The following is a 21024-nucleotide window of genomic DNA, read 5'->3' as shown; positions in this document are numbered from 1 at the left end:
CGGCCTGCTCAGAGAGCGGAGGCGGCATCGCCACAGGAGCTGCGAAACCAAGGTAGGCGATGTTTGGAACCTGAATTCGCTATGTGTTTGTCGAGGCTGTGACAGCATGTGACAGACAGGGCTGCTGATACATTTTGACACCGCCTGCTTGTGGAAACGCGACGTCAGCGCATCCTCAGGTCTTCGCCATTCGGCAGAAAACGAATCAATACGAACGTGACCAGAAGGGACGATCTGCACAGTGGCAAAGGTAATTCACGCCCCTGACAGGCGGCACGCCGTCTAGACATCTGTCACAATGGAAGAACGAGCTCCGCGCGGAGCCCTCCCTCGCTGCGGTTGATCAACCGCACGTCGCCACCATGATCTTCGGCTATCGCCTGTACAATGCTCAAGCCCAGCCCAATACCCTCGGAGTTGGCGGAGCGGGATGCGTCTCCACGGTTGAAGGGCAGGAACACCCCCTCAAGCTGAGATGCAGGAATCCCGGGTCCGCGATCCTCCACGGAAATGACGGCAGCGTGCTTGACCAGATATGTCCTCACATGGGCCTCTTGGCCGTACTTGAGGGCATTCTCGATCAGGTTTGTCACGGCACGCTTGATGCCGACACGCTTGCACGAGATGATGATCCCAGAGGCGCAATCGCAGCCAATGATTGCGCCCCCGTCGGCCAGATCATCGCAGATGCTGGCGACCAGTGCTCCAAGATCGATGCGGCTTTTGGGCTCGGCCTCGTCCAGTGTGCGGGCATAATTCAGAAACGTGCCGATGATGGCATCGATGTCATCGAGCGCGCGCAGGTTCTTTTCGCGTTCGGGCGAGGCGGGCATCATTTCGCTTCGCAGCCTGATCTGGGTGATCGGAGTTCTCAGGTCATGAGAAATGGCGGCCAGGAACTCGGTCCTGCCGCGGATAAGGCGGATCAACCTGCGCTGCATCTTGTTGAAGGCCGTTGCGGCCGATACCACTTCGCTTGGACCGGAAACGGGAAGCGGCATCGAGAACAGATTGCGTCCCAGGCGCTCGGCCGCTTCAGAAAGACGGGCGAGCGGCTGTGTGACCCGTTTCACAAGCCAGAACGCAACCAGTGCGATCGCAATCGCACTTGAGATGATGTTGGCCAGAAACAGGCCCGGCAATGACCTCGGCTGGGTGCTGAGAAGACCGATGAAGTTGATCCATTTGTCAACATCATGCCGCATCGAGATCGCCAGTGCGGACCCTTCGTCGGGGAGGTTGCGGGCATAGGACGGTGATCCGGCCCGGCCTGATTTCGTCGAACTGGGCGCGAAGAAGCCCGATGAAAAGCCTGGTTGGAGTGCCGGAACCGAGGTGTTCCGGTTGAACCCGGCCCTGGTGGAGGCGGCCTACGAGGCCAGCAAGGGTGTTGAGCTCAGCGACAACGCAGATGCCGCTGCCTACCGCAGCGCTTATGGCCAGGACGCTGCGAAGGCCGATCCTGCGGTGACGGTCTGTGCCTCTGTTTCCGCCGATACCTATTGGCACGGCGCGATTACCGCCAAGGAGGTCGAGGACCACGTCTCGCTTCTCACGGATGGAAAGGCGGATTACTGCATGAGCCAGATGGAGGACAACGCCACGCTGGCCGCGCTTCAGCGCGGGGCGCAATCGGACTTATTGGATTTCGACCGAGTGGCCGTGCTGCGGACTGCATCAAACTTCGACCGCGCCAATGACGGACAGAGCACGGCCGAGTCCCTGGCTGCGAAATCCGGCGGCTTTCCTGCCGCGACGGAAAATGCGTTCCGCGTCGGAAACGCGCTTGCCCAGGCGATTGTCTCGGATTGGTCCAGCTACGAGAATGGCGTAGCCAAGTCGTAGTGGAGCTACATGCCCTCAGCCCCACCCGGCGGCTGTGGGCTGAGAGCAGACGGCGGCTCGGACCCGCCGTCTGCCCCGATCGTTTCGGGCGATTACCAAGACTGTCCAGGTCCGCCAACCACCTGTTTGTGTTAGACCGACTGTCGTATAACCTTTCTGAGTGTTTACCCGGTCTGGATCGTTCAGTGGCCACCAGCCCCATTTTGAATATTCAGGCAGCTTATCGCCGCCTGCTTCATGAAAAGGCCGGCCGAAGCGGGATCCTTTGTGTCAGCACATCATCGTCAGCTTTGGATTTTGTTTCTGTCGCAGAAGGCCCTTGAAACCGAAGCCACCGGGTTCAAACTGGCGGCATGACCGGCGCTAGGCGCTGTCTCAAGACCCTGCCCGGTACACTTGAACCATTAGCAGCAGGCAGCATAACCTCCATCTATAGAGCCAGAGCCCTACAGAGCAAAATCCCGACGCCTGTTCTAAATCATTCGGCCACGGACAGGAGACAAGCATCCCGGCATAGGACGTTGGTGCATGATGCAGTTTGAAGACCAGTTTGACCGCCATACGGCGGAACGTGGGAGGGACTACAGCCAACGCGGGTTCGTGCGATCGGTCGATGCCCTGCCCAACGGGCATCTGCAGGCGCGGGTGGTGAATGATCGGGGTCGGTCCTATCAGCAGCATATTGCGGTGCGGGGCGATCTGGTCGAAGGCATCTGCTCCTGCCCTGTAGGCTACAACTGCAAGCATGTGGCAGCCGCGCTGATCACCTGGAGCACGCGCGGTTCTCCCGGGGTCGGCACCGGTCTGAGCTTTGAAACACGCAACTGGCTCCAAAGCCTCGCCACTTATGCCCCGCGGCCCAAACCTGCCGCCGAGCGACCGCAGGACTACCCGGATACGGTCAAGGACCGCCTGCTCTATGTGCTCATGCCCTCCGGATCGCAGGTCAAGATCGACATCTGCAAGGGCCGCATCAATGCCACGGGGACCCGGCTGAACCAGACCATCCGCCGCTATGACGCGCTGCGCGAGATGCGGAGCCTCGCCCCCGCCAAGTTCATCCGCCCCCTGGATCTCGACCTGCTATCCGCCCTTGCCCAGACCCGGCTCTGGGAAGCCCCCTACAGCTACGGCCTGCCTGAACGCCTGCGACCGCGCGGAGACGATGTCACTGCGCTTTTGCGCAGGCTCTGCGACAGCGGCCGGTTTCTGCACGAGAACGCGCCGGAGGCGCGGCTGCGTTGGTCCGATCAGCACCCTGACGCCCTGCTCGGCTGGCGGATGACGGCGGATGGCAACCAGCAGCTGGGCTTCGAGGACGAGGCCGGGCGGGCGCTCGAACTCCGGTCGCTCGAAGCGGCCACGATCTGGCTTGACCGGCAAGGCGGTCGCATGGGCCGTCTGGCCCAGGTGGTCGACGAGGGCGCGCTGCGGATCGTCACCGCCGCCCCGATCGTCTCGTCGCAGGAGGCCGAGTCCCTCGGCGCGGCCCTGCCCGAGGCGATCGCGGGGATGTCCCTGCCGCCCCCGCGCAACACGCGGCGGGTGAGGCGCGCGGCCGAGGTGCGCTGCGCCCGGCTGACCCTGGGGGCCGAGCAGGCGAAGGACGGTCCGCGCGGCTGGGGCGCCAGCCAGTTGCTGCCGACGCTGAGCTTGCGCTTTGCCTATGACGGGATCGAGGCTCCGGAGGATGGCACGGATCCGCGCCTTGTGGTAGCCGGGGAGGTGGTCAGCCTGATCCGGGACCATGAATGGGAGGCCTCCTGCAGGACCCGGCTGCTGGATGCGGGCGCCCTTCCGGTCGAGGAGCTGGAGTTTCACTGGCCGGGTGAGCGGATGGGGCGCTGCGATTACACCTTCGCAGAAGGCGAGATGAGCCTGCACAGCCTTCGGATGACCGAAAAGCGCGATGCCTTGCACTTCGCTTTCGGTCTCCTGCCGGCCCTTCGCGCCGAAGGCTGGGAGATCACCGAGACGACGAAATGGCCTTATCGCCTCAGCTCTGAGTCCGCGTCCCTCTCGGTTTCCACCCGGGCGGAAAGGGGTGCGGCCTTTCAGGGTCATGACTGGTTCTCGTTGGGCTTTACGGCCGAGATCGGTGGCCGGTCCATTGATGTCGCCCCCTTGCTGGCGGCCTGCCTCGCGCAAATCCGCGAGGACTGGGAGGCGGTGCCGGATGCCGAGACCCTCAGGCAGCGGCTCTCCGACCAGCCGATCTATCTCGACGCGGGCAAGAACAGCTATGCGGCGCTGGATCTCTCGCCCCTGGCACCGCTTCTCCATCTGTTCCTTAGCCATCATGCCGAATGGGGCGCCCTCCATCCCACCGATGCCGTGGTCGCGCGACGTGCGGAGGAGGCGCTGGAGGGAAGCACGGTGCGGTTCTCGGACCATGCCGGCATCCTGCCCCTCGCCCGCCATCTCGAAGCCTTGGCCCGGGGCGAGAACCTGCACCCCCCAGCCGGGCTGAAGGCGCAATTGCGGCCCTACCAGGCTTTTGGCGCGGCCTGGATGACCGGGCTGCTGAGCGCCGGCTTCGGGGCGGTGCTGGCCGATGACATGGGCCTGGGCAAGACGGTCCAGACGCTGGCGCTGCTGCAGGCCCGGCGTGAGGCGGGCCGCAGGGGCGCGGCGCTCCTGATCGTGCCGACCAGCCTGCTGCATGGCTGGCAGGTCCAGGCCGCGCAATTTGCGCCTCAGCTGCGCCTGCTGATCCTGCATGGCCCGGACCGCAAGGCGCTGCGCGAGCGGCTTGACGAGACCGATCTTGTTATCACCACCTATCCCCTGCTGGCGCGGGATCGCGACTGGCTGGCCGGGCAGCAATGGCCGCTGGTCATTCTGGACGAGGCCCACATCCTGAAGAACCCGGCATCGCACCTGGCCAAGGCCCTGCGGGAGATCCCGGCCCAGGGGCGCATCGCCCTAACCGGCACGCCGATGGAGAATTCACTCGGGGATCTCTGGACACTGTTTGACTGGGTGGTGCCGGGGCTTCTGGGCGAGCGGAAGCGCTTCCAGACCCTGTTCCGCACCCCTATCGAGAAACAGGGCGATGCCAGCGCGCAGGCCCGTCTGAACCGGCGCCTGCGCCCTTTCCTTCTGCGCCGCACCAAGGAGGAGGTGGCCGCGGAGCTGCCGCCGCGCACAGAGATCCTCGAGCGGGTGAGCCTGCCCAAGGCGCAGCAGGCCCTGTACGAGACGGTGCGCAGCGCCATGGACCAGCGGGTGCGCGAGGCAATCGGCAGCCGGGGCCTCGCGGCCGCGCGGATCACGGTGCTGGACGCGCTTCTGAAACTGCGGCAGGTGTGCTGCGATCCGGCCCTGGCCAAGACCGAGGCCGCGCGTTCGGTCACCGACAGCGCCAAGCGCGAGCGCTTGCGCGAATTGCTGGCCGAGCTTGTGGCGGAGGGCCGCCGGGTCCTGGTCTTTTCGCAATTCGTCGAGATGCTGCGCCTGATCGAGGCCGATCTGGGCGCGGCCGGAGTTGCCAGCCTCAGCCTGACCGGTGAGACCCGCGACCGCGCCGCCGTTCTGGACGCCTTTGCCCGCGGGGATGCCCCGGTCTTCCTGCTCAGCCTCAAGGCCGGAGGCGTGGGGCTGACACTCACCGAAGCGGATACGGTGATCCTGTTCGATCCCTGGTGGAACCCGGCGGTCGAGCGCCAGGCCATGGATCGCGCCCATCGGATCGGCCAGACAAAGCCGGTCTTCGTCCATCGCCTTGTCGCCGCTGGCACGGTCGAGGAAAAGATCCTGGACCTCCAGGCGAGAAAGCAGGCCCTGGCCGACGCCCTGTTCGACGAGAGCACCGACAGCAGCTTGCCGATCCTGGACGAGGCCACACTGCAGGATCTCTTCGCACCATTGAACGGCTGAAATGATCGGTCAAACGTGCCCCTTGCGCGAACTGGAATACTGCGACCCATGTGGTCCCGTTGTCTTGCGCTTTCTGCCGGAGCGGCGTGACCGAGCGCCGGTTGTCACCTTGGTTCGCCAACCACCCGCTGCAGCACCCTGCAAGCAACGTCTTGCGCAGTTAGATAAAGATCCTGGTAGTCTGGACGTGCCATCAGTCGGCTCATCACCGTTCGGGCCAGGTCGGGGTTCATCCCGCGAGCCACCTTCAAAGCAACGCCACTTTCCTCCGCCAAAGGCTTCAGTAAGGTCACGAGAGCGTCCTCGCCAAGCACCACAGCTGTGGCGGCAATATCGAACATATCGCGAGGGCGAGCCACCTTCAAAGCAACGCCACTTTCCTCCGCCAAAGGCTTCAGTAAGGTCACGAGAGCGTCCTCGCCAAGCACCACAGCTGTGGCGGCAATATCGAACATATCGCGAGGTTGCAGTGTTGCACCACGGAAGACGATCTTCTTTCCAAGTATTTCCGCCGGTGTCTCGCGATTGACCTCCCGGCCATTGACCATTGCCCGTTCGAAAGCGTGGTCTGTGACCGTAGGGCAACAGATGAAGTCGACTTCGCCGACGCCATCAAAGACGATCTTGAGCGCCCTTGTGCCATCCGTCTCGTAGCCGCTTGGAACGAGGCCAAGCTCGAACCCCTGCGTTTCTGGATTCAAGAAAGGCAGATATTGGGCATCACTGACAAACAGGTCGATATCGTGACTGTCACGGTGCCCGATCTGCAGCATGAGGGCAGTGCCACCACCGAACGTCCAGTCGCTCATGGTAATGCCATTTGCATTCGCTTGATCGACGATCGCCATTGCTTGCTCGAAAAGCTCGAGCCACCGGCTCGGGTGAGGGGTGTTCATCAAGATGCGAGCGGAAGCCTGTAACCGGCAAGGTCAGAAAACTTCCTCGCCACCAAGGCAACCTTTTCCGGGTCGACGGCCATTGCATCGATGAAGGCATGCTGCAGGTTCAGAGATACTTCCGACAGGAATGCAAAGGTCGCATGGTCGCAAACGACAGCACTCTCGGGATCGGCAATTTTGACCGCCAATTGGGCAGGCGTTACCACCACGCTGTAGGGCGCGTTCACGGTAGCCATAACCTTCGACAGTACGGGAAGCATCTATCTAACCTGTAGCCAGCGGAAGTGCTTACTAGATAATCCGAGAAGGCAAGAAAATCAACGCCACGTGGGGGTTCAACCAAGACATGGATTTCCGTCGCGGCGCAGAGTAGGTGTAGCAAGACCCAGGTGAGATCGGCTCAGCCGCCATGACGCGCAGCATGTTCGGAACAGGAGCTCGGCATCGAAGGTGTCGCCCGCCAGGAGGACGACGCACTCTGCTATCGATGTAGGATGGCAAGGTCACCGCGGAAGGAAGAATAGAAGTAAAGAAAACGGAGGGACACTGTTGGCGAAGTCGGAACCTGCTGGCAATGGAGCGTTAAACGAGCGCCTCTGGTAGGAGTAGCTCCCATGTCCTTGCGTCCACATTGCCCTGCACCAACCATTCCTGCGCAGACGGAGATCGTCGCCCGAGCGGCATTTCCGCACGGCAACCCGTACCTGCTCCTGCGTGACCGGCTTGGTCCATTGTTTGATGACGCCATCTTTGGTGACCTCTACCCGGCCCTGGGCCAGCCCGCCTACGCACCATGGCGTCTGGCATTGGTCACGCTGATGCAGTTCCGCGAGGGTCTTTCCGACCGGCAAGCGGCCGACGCAGTTCGGGCGCGGATCGACTGGAAGTACCTTTTGGCCTTGGATCTGGCCGACCCGGGCTTCGACCACAGCGTCTTGTGCGAGTTCCGGGCCCGCCTGCTTGACCATGAAGCCGGCGAGCGCCTGCTCGCTTGCGTGCTCGACGTGGCCCGGGAGGCCGGGTTTCTGAAGGCGCGCGGTCGTCAGCGCACTGACAGCACACACGTTCTGGCTGCCATACGCGATCTCAACCGGATCGAGCTTCTCGCCGAGACGCTGCGCGCGGCGTTGAACGCCCTCGCTGCCATAGCACCTGACTGGCTTCGGCAGGTAGCGGAGCCGGACTGGCACAAGCGCTATGATCATCGGGTCGAAGAAGGGCGCCTGCCGCCCAGTGGGTTGAGGCGGGACGCCTATGTGGCTCAGGTCGGGACAGACGGCTTCCGGCTCCTGGACGCGGTCGCTGCTCCGGATGCGCCAGCCGAGGCCGCGGCCCTGCCCGCCGTTGCGCTGCTCCGGCGCGTTTGGAACCGGCACTTCGACCGTACAGACGATGATCCCGGCTCGGGCGCGCCGTTAAAGGTCCGTCTGCGGGCGGTACAGGGTCGCGGTCACGGCGACCGGATCGAGTCCCCCTACGATGCCGAGGCCCGCTTCCGCGCCAAGAGCGGCACGAAATGGACCGGCTATATGGTCCATCTCACCGAAACCTGCGATGCCAGCGCACCGCACCTGGTGCTCCATGCCGACACCACGCCGGCCAATGTCCATGAGGCCATGCGCACGGAGCCGATCCACGCCGCGCTCGCCGCCAAGGGCCTGGCTCCGGCCGAACACCTGGTCGATGCCGCTTATGTCAGCGCCGAGCATCTCGTCACAGCCCACGAACGCCACGGTATCGATCTCATCGGCCCTCCGCGCCCGGTCCAGAACTGGCAGACACAGGAGAAGGGCGCATTTCTCGTCACCGACTTCACCGTGGACTGGGACCGGCATTGCGCACGTTGCCCTGAGGGTCGCGAGAGCAGGGGATGGAGGGAGTATCGGGACAGGACCACGGGCCGCCCTTTTATCCGTGCCAGCTTCAGCCCAACTGACTGTCAGCCCTGCCTGGCGCGGGCTCGCTGCACGCGCAGTCGAAGCCGGCGCTTGGCGCTGCACCCGCGCGACCGGCACGAGGCGATCGCAACCACTCGGGCAAGGCTGTCGACCGAGGCGGGTCAACGGCTTTATGCGCAGCGACAGGGCGTTGAAGGCACGATCTCGCAGGCGGTGCGCGCCTTTGGGTTGCGCCGCGCGCGCTACCGTGGCTTGGCGAAGACCGGCTTGCAGAGCCTGGCAACTGCCGCGGCCATCAACCTCGACCGCCTTGCTGCCTGGCTTGCCGACCGGCCCCTGGCGCCCACCCGCACCTCGCGCTTTGCCGCACTCGCCACTTCGCCCTGAATTCGCCAACAGTGTCCGGAGGTTTTCTTTACTATGGCTACAGGCCATCATGTTCGTTGCAGAACCTGCCAGTTCCAAGTAAATCAACTCGGTAAGAAAAACTAAGGCAGTTTACTCTCCGCAATGACGACTTTTCTTACGAAACCTGGGCTTCGACCTTGAAGATCGGCTATGCCCGGGTCTCCACCATCGAGCAGAACCTTGATCTGCAGAGGGATGCCCTGCTGGCGGCTGGCTGCGAGAGGGTCATTGCCGATACGGCTTCCGGAGCGGTGGCACACACAGAAAGGGCCTATTCAATCTCATCCGTTGCTTGCGAGGAGTTGGCGCACAGGATCTCGATGTTCAGCTCGTTCAAGGCCCGGCCAAACTGGGTCATCCCATAGCCTGTCCTGGCATCTTGCTTCGGCACCCGGAATTGGGGGTGTCAGTCGCAGGTCTTGGCGCTCTCCGCAGCAGGCGCAACAGAAAGGCGTAATTGTGCTTGTCTTAGTGGCATGGGATGCAAGTCCCATGCCAATCCGCGCTCAACAGACCCTTCCCGTTTCCAGTCCTAGCTCCGCCCGCTGGATTGGACCGGAAACCCTGCTACTTTTTGGGTCCTTCCGGTGCGGTCACGTATGCGGTGGGCTTTGTCCCGCAAGCCCCGACATGCAGGGCAAAAATCGGGGTTCGCACCTACTTAAACCGAGGTTGTGAATCGGTGAGCCTATAAGCCGCAGGTTAAAGATACGGGACAGCCGCCAGCCGGAACGGGACAAAAGTCTGGTCTTCCGATGTGCCTGCGCTGTGCTAGCCTGAATTATCGGTTTCGGCTTGAGCTTAGGGAGGGCGGAGTGACAGATCGTCATCACGTCAAGGAGATCGAGCAGGTCCTCGACGGAACGCAGACGGGGCGCGACAGTTTTGTGTCTGCGTCTTGGCGGCGTTGTGTCGAGCTTTACGGCATGGATCCCTCGCGCAACGATCCTGCCCATATTGTGACGGAGGCCGAACTTCGGGATCACCGCAAGCAAGCGGAATGGATGATCGGGGCGGCGCGCTCCAGCTTGCAGAGCCTGTTCCGCCAAGTCGCCGGGCAAAACTACGTCCTTCTCCTGACGGATGCGAAAGGTGTCTGCGTCGACTTCTTTGGAGACGACCTCTTTGTCAATGACCTGCGTGGTGCTGGGCTTTACCTCGGATCGAACTGGTCCGAGAACCTGGCAGGCACCTGCGGTGTCGGGGCCTGTATCGTCACGCAGGAGCCGGTAACCGTTCACCAGGACGACCACTTCGGCAATGCACATGTCTCGCTCAGTTGCACCGCCGCACCGATCTTCGACAGCTTGGGCGGCCTGGCGGCGGTGCTGGACATCTCGCTGCTGCGCTCGCCGACGCCAAAGCGCAGCCAGAACCTTGCGATGAGCCTTGTCACCAATGCGGCACGGCGGGTCGAGATGGCGAACGTTATGGCGGAAGGCCGCCGCGACTGGGTACTGCGGATTTCGGACAGCCCCGAATTCCTTGATGTCGATCCCGAGGCCGCTGTTCGCCTAGACGGGTCGGGGCGGGTCCTCGGCTATACCCGCGGAGCGCGGCGCCTTTTTCCAGATTGCGGCACCATTCTCGGGCGGCGCATCGACGATGTGCTGGGGCTGACAGTCGATGACCTTCCAGACCTGATGCGCGACCGCCCGACCGAGGATCGAATTATCGAGATGCGGGATGGCGGTGCGCTCTTTGGTCATGCCATTGCACCGCAGGCGCCGCGGACTGCACCGCGCAGCAGCCGTCAAGGCGGACCGTTGACGGGGCTGGCAGGCGACGATCCCACCATGGAGCAGGTTCTCGCGCGGGCGGCGAAGCTGGCGCGCACCGACGTGCCGCTGCTGATCACCGGCGAAACGGGGACCGGCAAGACAAGGCTAGCCCGCGCGATCCACATGGTTGGAACAACCAGCGGCTTTCTGAGCATCGACTGCGCCGGACTGTCGGCCGAGGCGCTGCAGGAAACCTGCGCCGATGTGAACAACCCGACAACGCTTCTGCTGCGCCGGATCGAGGATCTGCCCGAGGACACGGCTGCCGCCCTTGCGGCGATGCTGGACAGCCGCAGCTGCCTCAGGCCGCTGTCAACCACATGCGTCGCCCCTAATGAACTGGATCTTCCCCGCCCACTGTTCCATCGCCTCGCCGGCGCTACGCTAACCCTGCCGCCGCTGCGCCAAAGGCAGGATCTCGGCACGCTTCTGGACCGCCTGCTGCGGCGGCGTGCACCTGATGACATGCGCCTGTCGCCCGCGGCCCGCGCTGCGCTGCTCGGCCGCCGGTGGCCCGGAAACCTGCGCGAACTCGAGCAGGTAATCGACGTAGCTGTCGCACTTTGCGAGGGACGGGTGATCGATCAGCCCGATCTTCCCGCACCCATCGACGCGATGACCCAAGCCACCGGAGCGGAGGAACCGCTCGAGCAGATCATGGAAGCCTGCGGGTGGAACATGTCATGTGCCGCGCGTCGCCTCGGGGTCAATCGCTCGACCGTCCTGCGCCGCATGCGCAGAGCCGGTTTGCAACATCCCGACTAGATTGTTGCGCGGCGTTGCGTCTGCAACATGCCGCATCGCAGCGGACGAATTTTCGGCACCTGCGCTGGTATTTTCCTAGATCGTGCGTCGAACCGCACCCGATACTTCTCCGAACATAGGAGGAGGAGACGCAATGCTTGATTCAACCGTGACGTCCCGCACGCAGGCGGTACTGGATACGCTCAATGCCGCGCTGGCCGCAGGAGATGTGGACAGCGCCAAGGCGCTGTTCGCCGCCGACAGCTATTGGCGCGATCTGGTGTCGGTGACGTGGAACCTGAAGACAGTCGAAGGCCCGGAGGGCGTGGCCGACATGCTGTCGCAGCAGTTGGAGCATACGAGGCCCGGCAATTTCCGGATCCAGACAGGAGAGATCCCTGCCGAGGAGGGCGGCGTGATCACCACCTGGATCACCTTCGAGACCAAGGCGGGGCGTGGCTGGGGCCTGATGAGGCTGAAGGACGACCGTATCTGGACGCTGCTGACGGCGCTTCAGGAACTGAAGGGTTTTGAGGAAAACCGCGGCAAGCGTCGCCCCATGGGCGCCGAGCATGGCGCGCAGAAGAACCGCACCACTTGGAAGGAAAGCCGTGAAACCGAGGAGGCCCGTCTTGGTTATGATACCCAACCCTACACGGTGATCGTGGGCGGCGGTCAGGGCGGGATCGCGCTTGGGGCAAGGCTGCGGCAGCTTGGTGTGCCGACCATCGTGCTGGACAAGCACGACCGCCCTGGTGACCAGTGGCGCAGCCGCTACAAGTCTCTCTGCCTTCATGACCCGATCTGGTACGACCACCTGCCCTATATCAAGTTTCCCGACAACTGGCCGGTGTTTACGCCCAAGGACAAGGTGGGCGACTGGCTGGAAATGTACACCAAAGTGATGGAAATCAACTACTGGACCCGCTCGGAGGTGCAGTCGGCCCAGTACGACGAAGCGTCAGGCACATGGACCGTCGAAGTCAACCGTGATGGCGAACAGGTCACGCTGAGGCCCACGCAGCTGGTGCTGGCCACCGGCATGTCGGGCAAGCCAAACATGCCGAAGTTCCCCGGAATGGAGAGCTTCAAGGGCGAGATCCAGCACTCCTCGCAGCACAAGGGCCCGGACGCCTGGACCGGCAAGAAGGTCGTCGTCATCGGCTCCAACAATTCGGCCCATGATATCTGCGCCGCGTTGTGGGAGGCGGATGCGGACGTGACCATGGTGCAGCGCTCCTCGACCCATATCGTCCGGTCGGACAGCCTGATGGAGGTCGGTCTCGGCGCACTTTACTCCGAGGAGGCGCTGGCAAACGGCGTGACGACCGAAAAGGCCGACATGATCTTCGCCTCCCTGCCCTATCGGATCATGCACGAGTTCCAGATCCCGCTTTACAAGCAGATGCGCGAGCGCGACGCCGAGTTCTATGCCGGGTTGGAGAAGGCCGGGTTTGAACTGGACTGGGGCGAGGACGGATCGGGCCTGTTCATGAAGTACCTTCGCCGCGGCTCGGGCTACTACATCGACGTGGGTGCCAGCCAGCTCATCATTGACGGTGAGGTAAAGCTGGTCAAAGGCCAGGTCGATCACTTCGAGGAAGATGCTGTGGTGCTAACAGATGGCACGCGTCTGCAGGCGGATCTTGTCGTCATGGCAACCGGCTATGGCAGCATGAACGGTTGGGCCGCAGACCTTATCAGCCAAAAGGTTGCCGACAAGGTGGGCAAGGTTTGGGGCCTCGGCTCGGACACCACCAAGGACCCTGGCCCATGGGAAGGCGAGCAGCGCAACATGTGGAAACCCACGCAGCAGCAGAACCTTTGGTTTCACGGCGGCAACCTGCACCAGTCGCGGCACTACTCGTTGTATCTCGCACTCCAGCTCAAGGCCCGGATGGAGGGGTTGAATACGCCCGTCTACGGCCTGCAGCAGGTGCATCACCTGTCGTGATGCATCTTGCGCCCGGCTGCCTCCCGGCCGGGCGCCCCATACCTCAAGAGCTTGGAGTAAGAAGATGAAAGCAGCACGTTGGCACGGCGTGAAAGACATCCGCGTCGAAGACGTCGCAGAGCCAAACCCAAGAGCGGGCGAGGTCAAGGTCAAGGTTGCCTGGACCGGCATCTGCGGCAGCGACCTGCACGAATACCTCGCAGGCCCGATCTTCGTGCCGGTGGAACAGGACCACCCACTCAGCCACGACAAGGCACCGATCACCATGGGCCATGAATACTGCGGCACCGTCACCGAGTTGGGCGATGGGGTCACTGGCCTGGCCGTAGGAGACCGGGTGGCGATCGAGCCGATCTTCGCCTGTGGTGCATGTTCCGCCTGCCTGGAGGGCAAGTACAACCTCTGCGAGTCGCTGGGCTTCGTGGGGCTGTCCGGTGGGCATGGCGGCTTTGCGGCCTATTCGGTGGTGCCCGCGCGCATGGTCCACAAGATGCCAGAGGCTCTCTCGATGGAGCAAGGCGCACTGGTGGAGCCGGCCGCCGTGGCACTGCACGCCGTACCGCTTTCGAAGATCAAGGCCGGCGACACGGCAGCGATCTTTGGGGCTGGTCCGATCGGGCTGCTGGTCGTCGAAGCACTGCGCGTCGCCGGTGCCGCCCAAATCCATGTGGTGGAGCCATCCGAGGTGCGGCGGCAGAAGGCACTGGATCTTGGCGCCAACACCGCCATAGACCCGGTGTCCGCCGATGCCGTCGCTCTGATCCGCAAAGCGACTGGCGGTGTGCATGTTGCCTTCGAAGTGACGGGCGTGCCGCAGGTTCTGGCGCAATGCATCAACGCCACGCGGCACGAAGGCCAGACCCTGATCGTTTCAATCTGGGAAACCGACGCCGCCTTCCAACCTAACACGGTCGTGCTGAAGGAACGCCAGCTTCAGGGAACCATCGCTTATCGCAACGTGTACCCAGCCGAGATGGAACTCATGACGCAGGGCTATTTCAGCGCTGAAAAGCTGGTAACCAAGCGGATCGCCATCGACGACATCGTGGCCGAAGGGTTCGAAGCGCTGGCCACGGAGAAATCCCATGTGAAGATCCTCGTGGAAGCACCCGAATGAAAGCTGCAAGCCGCGGAAGATGAACCCGCGCCCGCCTTCTGGACCTGCCCCGGTTTCGTTCCGGTCTTCTGCGAGCGATGCTCTCACCAAAGGAGACAGGATATGGCAGCGACACACGGCGACGAGTTCAAGCGGGATGCGGTTCGCATCGCGCTCAGCAGCGGCCTGACGAGACGTCAGGTTGCGTCTGATCTTGGGGTTGGGCTTTCGACGCTCGGCAAGTGGATACGGGCGATTTCCGATGAGGCGAAGGTGCCTGACCGGGACGCCGATCTTCTGCGCGAGAATGAACGGCTGCGGAAAGAGAACCGTATATTGCGCGAGGAGAGGGAAGTATTAAAAAAGGCGGCTCAGTTCTTCGCGGCTCAAAGGCCGTGAAGTTTCAGTTCATTGCCAGCTATCGGGGCAGCCTTTCGCGCAGCCATCTCTGCCGCATGATGGGCGTAACGGATCGCGGGTTGCGCGCGTGGCTGCGCAGGCCCCCCTCCATCCGTCAGCGGCGCGACATGGTGATCCTGGCGCATATCCGCGAACAGCATCGGCTGAGCCTTTAGCAGCTACGGCAGGCCGCGGATGACCGAGGAACTGAACGAGCTGGACCTGCGGGTCGGACAGCGCCGGCTAGGCCGTCTGATGCGCCAGAACGGCATCCGCATCATCCGCAGCCAGCTCAGTTCAAGCGCACCACAGACAGCGATCACGCCTTCAACATCGCGCCGAACCTCTTGCAACAGGACTTTTCGGCGAGTGCCCCGAACCAGAAGTGGGCGGGCGACATCACCTACATCTGGACGCGTGAGGGCTGGGTTTACTCACTTCAAGCACAAGTGCTTCCCTCGCTTCGGAAAAAGACAGTGTCCCGCTACAAGCCGAAGCGTATCCAAAGCTGGCACTACTTTGCAGAAGCATTCTCTCGGTACGCTGACCGGCACCCCATCGTTATCGACGAAGTGCCCGCCCTTGCAAGGCAACTACCTTTGGTCTCCAACTGCGCAAAGTAATGGTAGGCGCAGCGAATTCTATGAAAACATGAAGCGCCTGCGCCCCGGCTATGTCGTCTTCGCCTTCGCTGCCGGTGAGATCAAAGCTGTCGGGATCTGTTCTGCTCCCGCGATCCTTGCGCCGAAGCCCGGAGAGTTCGGTATGGCGGGCAATGTCTGGAGCAACGAGGGCTGGCGCGTTCCCGTGGAATTTACGCGCTTAAGCACGCCACTGCGCCCGAAAGATCACATAGACGTCCTGGCGCCGACCCTGCCCGAAAAATACTCTCCTATTAAGCCTGACGGAAACGGCAACCAAGGAGCCTATCTTGCAACCGTGCCAGTTAAAATGGCTTAGGTGGTGATAGATTTGCTGGGAGGATCGGTGGTTAGGGCTCGATCACAGTGCTGCTATCGAGCCGGCCCAACAAGCCGAGGCAATCGAGAAATCCGCAGATCAGGTTGAACAAGAGCTGCGCAATCGCACCGACCTTAGTGAAACTGAAAAGCTCCGACTCGTCAGAGCCCGCCGAGGGCAAGGCATCTACCGCCAGAACCTTGAAGGCTTCGAAAGGGCCTGTCGCATCACCGGCGTGACCAACATGCGCCATCTCCGCGCCAGCCATATCAAACCCTGGCGCGCCTCAACCACCTATGAGAAGCTTGATGGCAACAATGGGTTGCTGTTGAGTCTCCACATCGGCCATCTGTTTGATCAGGGTTTCATTAGCTTTGCCGATGATGGTGCGTTGCTGGTGTCGCCTCAAGCCGATGTCGATACGCTGATCCTGTGGGGCCTAGAGCCTGTTGCATTCAATCGACCTCATACCCTGCGGCTTTGAAGCAGTTGTAGCATTCCTCGTCGGAGAAGAGGTCGCAGACCTGGCCAACTGCAGCCCAAAGCTGATCGTAGGTGCGGGCGGCGGCTTTTCTGATCAGCGCCTTGAGCTTGGCGAAAGCCATTTCGATTGGGTTGAGGTCAGGACTGTATGGCGGCAGGAACAGGAACCACGCGCCGACATCGCGCAGCGCTGCCGCTGCGGCAGGGCTCTTGTGGCTGGAAAGGTTGTCCAGAATGACAACGTCGCCGGCCCTGAGCGTCGGGACCAGCTGGGTTTTGGTATAAAGGCGGCAGGGCTCTTGTGGCTGGAAAGGTTGTCCAGAATGACAACGTCGCCGGCCCTGAGCGTCGGGACCAGCTGGGTTTTGGTATAAAGGTTGAACATCTCGGCGTTCATTGCGCCATCGATCACCCAAGGCGCGTCCAGCCGGTCATGGCGCAGAGCTGCAATGAAGGTCTGGCTCCGCCAATGTCCGAACGGCGCATGATCGACGAGGCGCCCAGCCGGTGGTCTTGGCCATGTTCGTCTTGACCCCGTTCGGCGTGGCCCTCGGACCGTGGCGGGCTCACGCCTCACCATCAACGAACGCCAATCGCTCCAGATGGTTGGCCATGAAGGCTGGCGTCTCGCGATCCAGACATGGCGCAGAGCGGCTACGTCCTGGCGCTTCTGTTCAAGCGCCTGCAAGCCATTTTTTGTGTGTCAGCCCGAGCCCGCGCAACACCCGCTAGACAGTGGCACGGTGCACGGCGATGTCGTGGGTTCTGTCCAGTTCGACCACCAATTCGTTGAGCGTGATCTCGCCCTTTTTGGTGACACGCGCCTTGAGCCAATCGGTTACGCCGGCGAGCTTGTCATGTCCCCCACCATTGCCTTGCCGCCTCGGCCTCAGCAACCCAGTCTCGCGCCGCAGCTTCACCAGATCGTTAACGAATTTGGGCGACACTCGAAAGTGCCGCGCCACCTCGCGATGCCGGTGGCCTTCATCCACATACGCGACACCCCGCGTCTAAAGCTCCATTGGATGTGGCTTGCCCTGTCTGACGTCAGCGCCCATGGGACAGATTAGGCAGATTGCGTGATGGAGGGTTTTTGGCTCATCGTAGCCCTTATGGAGCGAAGATGAGCAAGAAACCCATGACGACGAAAGCCGAGGCTGGCATCATCTTTGTGCTCCGCTCCGGCATTCCCTGGGAGATGCTGCCGCGTGAGTTTGGCTGCTCCGGCATGACCTGCTGGCGCAGGCTGCGTGACTGGCAGACGGCTGGCGTTTGGACCACGCTCCATCGCGTGCTGCTTGAGCGGCTGTCAAACGCCGGGCATCTGGAGTGGAGCCGCGCGTCCCTCGACATCGCTGCCGTTGCCGCGAAAAGGGGGGCCGAGACCGGCCCGAACCCAACGGATCGCGGAAAACCGGGTTTGAGGCGCCATCTTGTGGTCGATCGCCGGGGCACCCCGCTCGGGGTGCGGCTGAGCCCGGCCAACCGGCACGACAGCATGATGCTGGCACCCACTTGGATGCCGTGCCAGGCGTGCGCCACGGTCGTGGACGTCCGCGCAAGCGCCCTGACAAGCTCCACGCCGACAAGGCCTATGACCATCACCGCTGCCGGAGCGAATGCCGAAAACGCGCCATCAAGCCCCGCATTGCCAGACGCCGCGTCGACAGCAGCGATAGACTGGGCAGATATCGCTGGGTAATCGAGCGGACACTGGCATGTCTCAACCGTTTTCGCCGCCTCGCCATCCGCTACGAGCGGCGCGCCGACATCCATGAGGCTTTTGTGATCCTCGGCTGCGCTCTCATCTGCCTCAACCAGATCAGAAGGTTTTGTTAGGTGTTCTTAGGCGTTCTCTTGAGCGGTCTACCTGACCGACGGACGGGAAGAGCCCGCTCAAAATTGATTCCGGGGGGCGTTTGCGCCGATTTTCGTGCCGATGAATCCCTGGCCGTTCCTTCAGGCTACTGTCCGCCTACCCCGACCGCTGGTCGCGGCCTTCGAAGAGGAGGGCGATCAATTACTTCTCAAGCGTAACCCGCGGCCTGACGCAGTCGCTGATCTTCGAGCTCACTCGCTTGTCCGACCTCCGCGTGTTTGGCACCGAGACGGCGGCCCGACGGCTCTACAAAGGCCACCTTGAAAAATCGATCGACGGCTCTATAGTGGCAAGGATGAGGCAGATCCTCGTCTCTCTCGCTGCGCTGATCGCGGCGGCCTCTATGGTCACGATCGCGAATGCGACCATGACGACGATCATCCCTTTGCGGATGCTCGAGGACGGCGCTCGCGAGGCCTCAGTCGCGATTTTCGGCGCGGCGTATTTCCTCGGTTTCGCAGTGGGCTGCTTCTCCGAGCCGCCGCGCATCCTGCGGGTCGGCTACATTCGCGCCTTCGCTGCCTCTGCGGCCTTCTGCACGGCGTTGGCCGTCGTGATCGACCTAACCGCGTGGCCGACGCTGTGGATCGCACTTCGGTTCTTCATGGGCCTGTCGATCGCGGCGATCTTCGCCTCGGTCGACGGCTGGATCAATGCGACGACGCCTGACAGGATGCGGGGGACCGTGTACTCGACCTACGGCTGGTGCATCGGCGCTTCGGCCGTGCTCGGCCAGCTGTTGCTGGTAGTCTGGGACGGCCTGGCGGTCGGGTTCGTCACGCTGCTGGCGCTCGGCTTCAACGCCGCGGTGATGCTGGTGACGCTGACGCGCGCGAGCGCGCCGTCGACTGCTCCCGCGCCGACCCCCGACGCGGACAACCCGGTGCGCGGCGGCGCGCTGGTCGTCACCTCGACGACGGCCGCGGTCGGCGCGATCTACGCGGGTCTCGTGACGACGGCGATCCTTTCCATCCTGCCGGCGATCCTCGCGGGCAAGGGCGTCGGCGAGCGCCCGATCGCACTGGTCGTGGCGGCCTTCTTCGTCGGCCGGTTGATCTGGCAAATCCCCATGGGGCTGATCGCCGACCGGATGGATCTACGGCTGCTGATCGCGATCATCGCGGCGCTGACCGGCGCCGTGACGCTGACCGGTTCGCTGCTGGTGCTCTCCGACGCCGCGAGCGCGGTGGCCGAGGCAAGCGCGGCGAGCCACCTGTTGTTTCTCGCAATCATGGCGCTGCTTGGCGGGCTGATCCTGCCGCTCTATACGGTCGCGAATTCGCTGGCGTTCGCGCGGGCCGGGGAGCTACCGGCGGTGAAGATCGCGACAACGCTGCTTCTGTTGTTTCTCGCAATCATGGCGCTGCTTGGCGGGCTGATCCTGCCGCTCTATACGGTCGCGAATTCGCTGGCGTTCGCGCGGGCCGGGGAGCTACCGGCGGTGAAGATCGCGACAACGCTGCTTCTGGTGAACTCGGCCGGCGCGGTGGCGGGGCCGCTGCTGGTCGCGGCCCTGCTGCCGTCACTGGGCGAGAACGCACTGACGACCGTCATCGTCGTCGCCTCGGGTCTGACGGCGACCTACGCGTTGTGGCGGCGGGCGTCGACGGGGGGCATGGAGCCTGCCTCGAGCGGCCTCGCCGAAGCGCCGACGACCAGCCTCGCGATGACCGAAACCTTCGCGGGAGCGCGAGAGGACGACGCGGCGGCGGAGCGGAAGTTCGCTTCGTGATGGCGGCGAGATTGGACTGGACCTGTCACGTGTTTGTGCCGCTCCAGGTGCTCGTTTAGGCCCCTTGGCGTTCGAAGGCCAAGGGGCTTTTTCCTCCCAACGCTGAGTGCCGGCGGCGCGGGTTATAGAAGCCGTTGATGTATTGGAAGATAGCGGTTTGGACCTGGCGACGAGCTTCCCATGACCTGCGCCCCATCAGCTCGGCCTTGATTGTTTTGAAGAAGGTTTCGATGGAGGCATTGTCATAGCAGTTGCCTTTGCCGCTCATCGACGCTTGCAGGCAATATTCGCACAGAGTCCTCCGGTAGTCATGTGAACTATATTGGCTGCCGCGGACGCCCTTCTGTTTGTCAAGCGGCAATACGGGTGCGGTTGATCTCGTAGTTTCGGCGCATGATGATGTTGAAGACTTCGTGGGCAATGTAGCGCTTCAGGGCGCGGATCGCCTCCAGCCGGGAATGGCCTTCTGCAATCCGGCGCTTGACATAGGCCATGGTCTTCTCGTCGGCTCTAAGCCGCCCAATGGCGATGATGTGCAAAGCGCTGTTGGCAGCCCGGTCGCCGCCACGGTTGAGCCGATGTCGGATGGTCCTCCCGGACGCGAGATCCTTGAATGTGGACATCGCACTCTGCTGGTTTAGCGGTGCAAGGCGACCACCGGAATTGCTCGCCCCTTTCCCGGCAGCGAGGTTTCTGCTCCTCAGATGGCGCGCACCCTGGATGTATGTAACAGTGATTTACACAGGATCCGTTGTTTTTCGTTATCACAAGCCCTCCCATATTGAAGCGTTTATAAGGCACCTCAGGCTGGATCGTTGCATGCAACATAGCTTGGCGACCTGGCCGAGAGTCAAACTGTGGGAGCGACCGAGGCAGCAATGTCGGATCGACATGCCACCGAACCCGAGAAGCAAAGACCAAGTCGCCGCGGAGAGATGGCGCAATTCCTTCTTTTGGCTTTCGGCGTCTGGCCAATTGCCGCAGTAGCTTTTGTGGGCGGCTACGGCTTTCTTGTCTGGATATATCAGATGATCGCCGGACCGCCTGGTCCGTCGGGACACTAGGTC

General features: G+C 62.6%; 15 protein-coding genes and 8 pseudogenes. 13 read left to right on the top strand and 10 right to left on the bottom strand.

Annotated elements, in window-relative coordinates:
• Window positions 1-293 precede the first annotated feature (293 nt).
• Window positions 294-1205 carry an ATP-binding protein gene (locus Q5701_RS21240; RefSeq protein WP_306752923.1) on the bottom strand — a complete coding sequence of 304 codons (912 nt, stop codon included), beginning with the start codon at window positions 1203-1205 and terminating at the stop codon, window positions 294-296.
• A 79-nt stretch (window positions 1206-1284) separates the two neighbouring features.
• Here Q5701_RS21240 and Q5701_RS21235 point away from each other — a divergent pair, with 79 nt between their 5' ends.
• Together Q5701_RS21235 and Q5701_RS21230 are read left to right on the top strand one after the other, a co-directional pair.
• Entirely contained in the window at window positions 1285-1845 is a 561-nt protein-coding gene (locus tag Q5701_RS21235; RefSeq protein WP_306755464.1) for a nucleoside phosphorylase-I family protein, read from the top strand.
• Window positions 1846-2373: 528 nt separating this feature from the next.
• A complete protein-coding gene (locus tag Q5701_RS21230; RefSeq protein ID WP_306752921.1) occupies window positions 2374-5724 on the top strand; it encodes a DEAD/DEAH box helicase in 3351 nt (1116 codons plus the stop codon).
• A 104-nt stretch (window positions 5725-5828) separates the two neighbouring features.
• Here Q5701_RS21230 and Q5701_RS21225 read toward each other — a convergent pair whose 3' ends face one another.
• Both Q5701_RS21225 and Q5701_RS21220 read right to left on the bottom strand, forming a co-directional pair.
• The gene (locus Q5701_RS21225; RefSeq protein ID WP_306752919.1) at window positions 5829-6572 is read right to left on the bottom strand and encodes a nucleotidyl transferase AbiEii/AbiGii toxin family protein; all 744 of its coding nucleotides are present in this window, start codon (window positions 6570-6572) and stop codon (window positions 5829-5831) included.
• A 47-nt stretch (window positions 6573-6619) separates the two neighbouring features.
• Window positions 6620-6883 carry a hypothetical protein gene (locus tag Q5701_RS21220; protein ID WP_306752917.1) on the bottom strand — a complete coding sequence of 88 codons (264 nt, stop codon included), beginning with the start codon at window positions 6881-6883 and terminating at the stop codon, window positions 6620-6622.
• Window positions 6884-7237: 354 nt separating this feature from the next.
• Between Q5701_RS21220 and Q5701_RS21215 the strand changes: the two genes are divergently transcribed.
• Window positions 7238-8908: an IS1182 family transposase gene (locus Q5701_RS21215; RefSeq protein WP_306752916.1), complete on the top strand. Its 1671-nt coding sequence runs from the start codon at window positions 7238-7240 to the stop codon at window positions 8906-8908.
• Window positions 8909-9066: 158 nt separating this feature from the next.
• Window positions 9067-9177: pseudogene (locus Q5701_RS21210) on the top strand (recombinase family protein); the annotation flags it as partial.
• 26 nt (window positions 9178-9203) lie between these two features.
• Here the strand turns inward: Q5701_RS21210 and Q5701_RS23010 are convergent.
• Window positions 9204-9335: pseudogene (locus tag Q5701_RS23010) on the bottom strand (ISNCY family transposase); the annotation flags it as partial.
• A 349-nt stretch (window positions 9336-9684) separates the two neighbouring features.
• Between Q5701_RS23010 and Q5701_RS21205 the strand changes: the two are divergent.
• From Q5701_RS21205 to Q5701_RS21185, 5 genes and pseudogenes are all read left to right on the top strand, one after another.
• A complete protein-coding gene (locus tag Q5701_RS21205) occupies window positions 9685-11475 on the top strand; it encodes a sigma-54-dependent Fis family transcriptional regulator (RefSeq protein ID WP_306752914.1) in 1791 nt (596 codons plus the stop codon).
• A 133-nt stretch (window positions 11476-11608) separates the two neighbouring features.
• On the top strand, window positions 11609-13408 hold the full coding sequence (locus Q5701_RS21200) for an NAD(P)/FAD-dependent oxidoreductase (RefSeq protein ID WP_306752913.1): 1800 nt from the start codon (window positions 11609-11611) through the stop codon (window positions 13406-13408).
• An 88-nt stretch (window positions 13409-13496) separates the two neighbouring features.
• Window positions 13497-14525, top strand: a complete 1029-nt coding sequence (locus tag Q5701_RS21195) for a 2,3-butanediol dehydrogenase (protein WP_306752910.1) — start codon at window positions 13497-13499, stop codon at window positions 14523-14525.
• Between the two features lie 102 nt (window positions 14526-14627).
• Window positions 14628-15337 (top strand): annotated as a pseudogene (locus Q5701_RS21190) (IS3 family transposase); the annotation flags it as partial.
• Between the two features lie 217 nt (window positions 15338-15554).
• Window positions 15555-15863: a hypothetical protein gene (locus Q5701_RS21185; protein WP_306752909.1), complete on the top strand. Its 309-nt coding sequence runs from the start codon at window positions 15555-15557 to the stop codon at window positions 15861-15863.
• Between the two features lie 31 nt (window positions 15864-15894).
• Here Q5701_RS21185 and Q5701_RS21180 read toward each other — a convergent pair whose 3' ends face one another.
• Window positions 15895-16116, bottom strand: a complete 222-nt coding sequence (locus Q5701_RS21180; protein ID WP_306752908.1) for a hypothetical protein — start codon at window positions 16114-16116, stop codon at window positions 15895-15897.
• Here Q5701_RS21180 and Q5701_RS21175 point away from each other — a divergent pair.
• On the top strand, window positions 16108-16347 hold the full coding sequence (locus Q5701_RS21175) for an HNH endonuclease signature motif containing protein (RefSeq protein WP_306755463.1): 240 nt from the start codon (window positions 16108-16110) through the stop codon (window positions 16345-16347). The two genes, Q5701_RS21180 and Q5701_RS21175, sit on opposite strands and share 9 nt — an antisense overlap.
• Here Q5701_RS21175 and Q5701_RS23005 read toward each other — a convergent pair.
• The 3 genes and pseudogenes from Q5701_RS23005 to Q5701_RS21165 all read right to left on the bottom strand — a co-directional run.
• A pseudogene (locus tag Q5701_RS23005) lies at window positions 16319-16630 on the bottom strand (transposase); the annotation flags it as partial. The gene Q5701_RS21175 and the pseudogene Q5701_RS23005 sit on opposite strands and share 29 nt — an antisense overlap.
• Window positions 16631-16632: 2 nt before the next feature.
• Window positions 16633-16830 (bottom strand): annotated as a pseudogene (locus Q5701_RS23120) (transposase); the annotation flags it as partial.
• 244 nt (window positions 16831-17074) lie between these two features.
• Entirely contained in the window at window positions 17075-17338 is a 264-nt protein-coding gene (locus Q5701_RS21165) for a hypothetical protein (RefSeq protein WP_306752907.1), read from the bottom strand.
• 158 nt (window positions 17339-17496) lie between these two features.
• Here Q5701_RS21165 and Q5701_RS21160 point away from each other — a divergent pair.
• Both Q5701_RS21160 and Q5701_RS21155 read left to right on the top strand, forming a co-directional pair.
• Window positions 17497-18185 (top strand): annotated as a pseudogene (locus Q5701_RS21160) (IS5 family transposase); the annotation flags it as partial.
• 239 nt (window positions 18186-18424) lie between these two features.
• A complete protein-coding gene (locus Q5701_RS21155) occupies window positions 18425-19957 on the top strand; it encodes an MFS transporter (protein ID WP_306752906.1) in 1533 nt (510 codons plus the stop codon).
• A gap of 55 nt (window positions 19958-20012) precedes the next feature.
• Here Q5701_RS21155 and Q5701_RS21150 read toward each other — a convergent pair.
• Window positions 20013-20291: pseudogene (locus Q5701_RS21150) on the bottom strand (integrase core domain-containing protein); the annotation flags it as partial.
• A 16-nt stretch (window positions 20292-20307) separates the two neighbouring features.
• Window positions 20308-20559, bottom strand: a pseudogene (locus tag Q5701_RS21145) (IS110 family transposase); the annotation flags it as partial.
• Between the two features lie 276 nt (window positions 20560-20835).
• Here Q5701_RS21145 and napE point away from each other — a divergent pair.
• Window positions 20836-21021: a periplasmic nitrate reductase, NapE protein gene (napE, locus tag Q5701_RS21140; protein WP_306752905.1), complete on the top strand. Its 186-nt coding sequence runs from the start codon at window positions 20836-20838 to the stop codon at window positions 21019-21021.
• Window positions 21022-21024: the final 3 nt, after the last annotated feature.

The sequence above is a fragment of the Paracoccus actinidiae genome, from assembly GCF_030863885.1.
Lineage (GTDB): Bacteria > Pseudomonadota > Alphaproteobacteria > Rhodobacterales > Rhodobacteraceae > Paracoccus > Paracoccus everestensis.
This window is presented reverse-complemented; position numbering and strand designations above follow the sequence as displayed.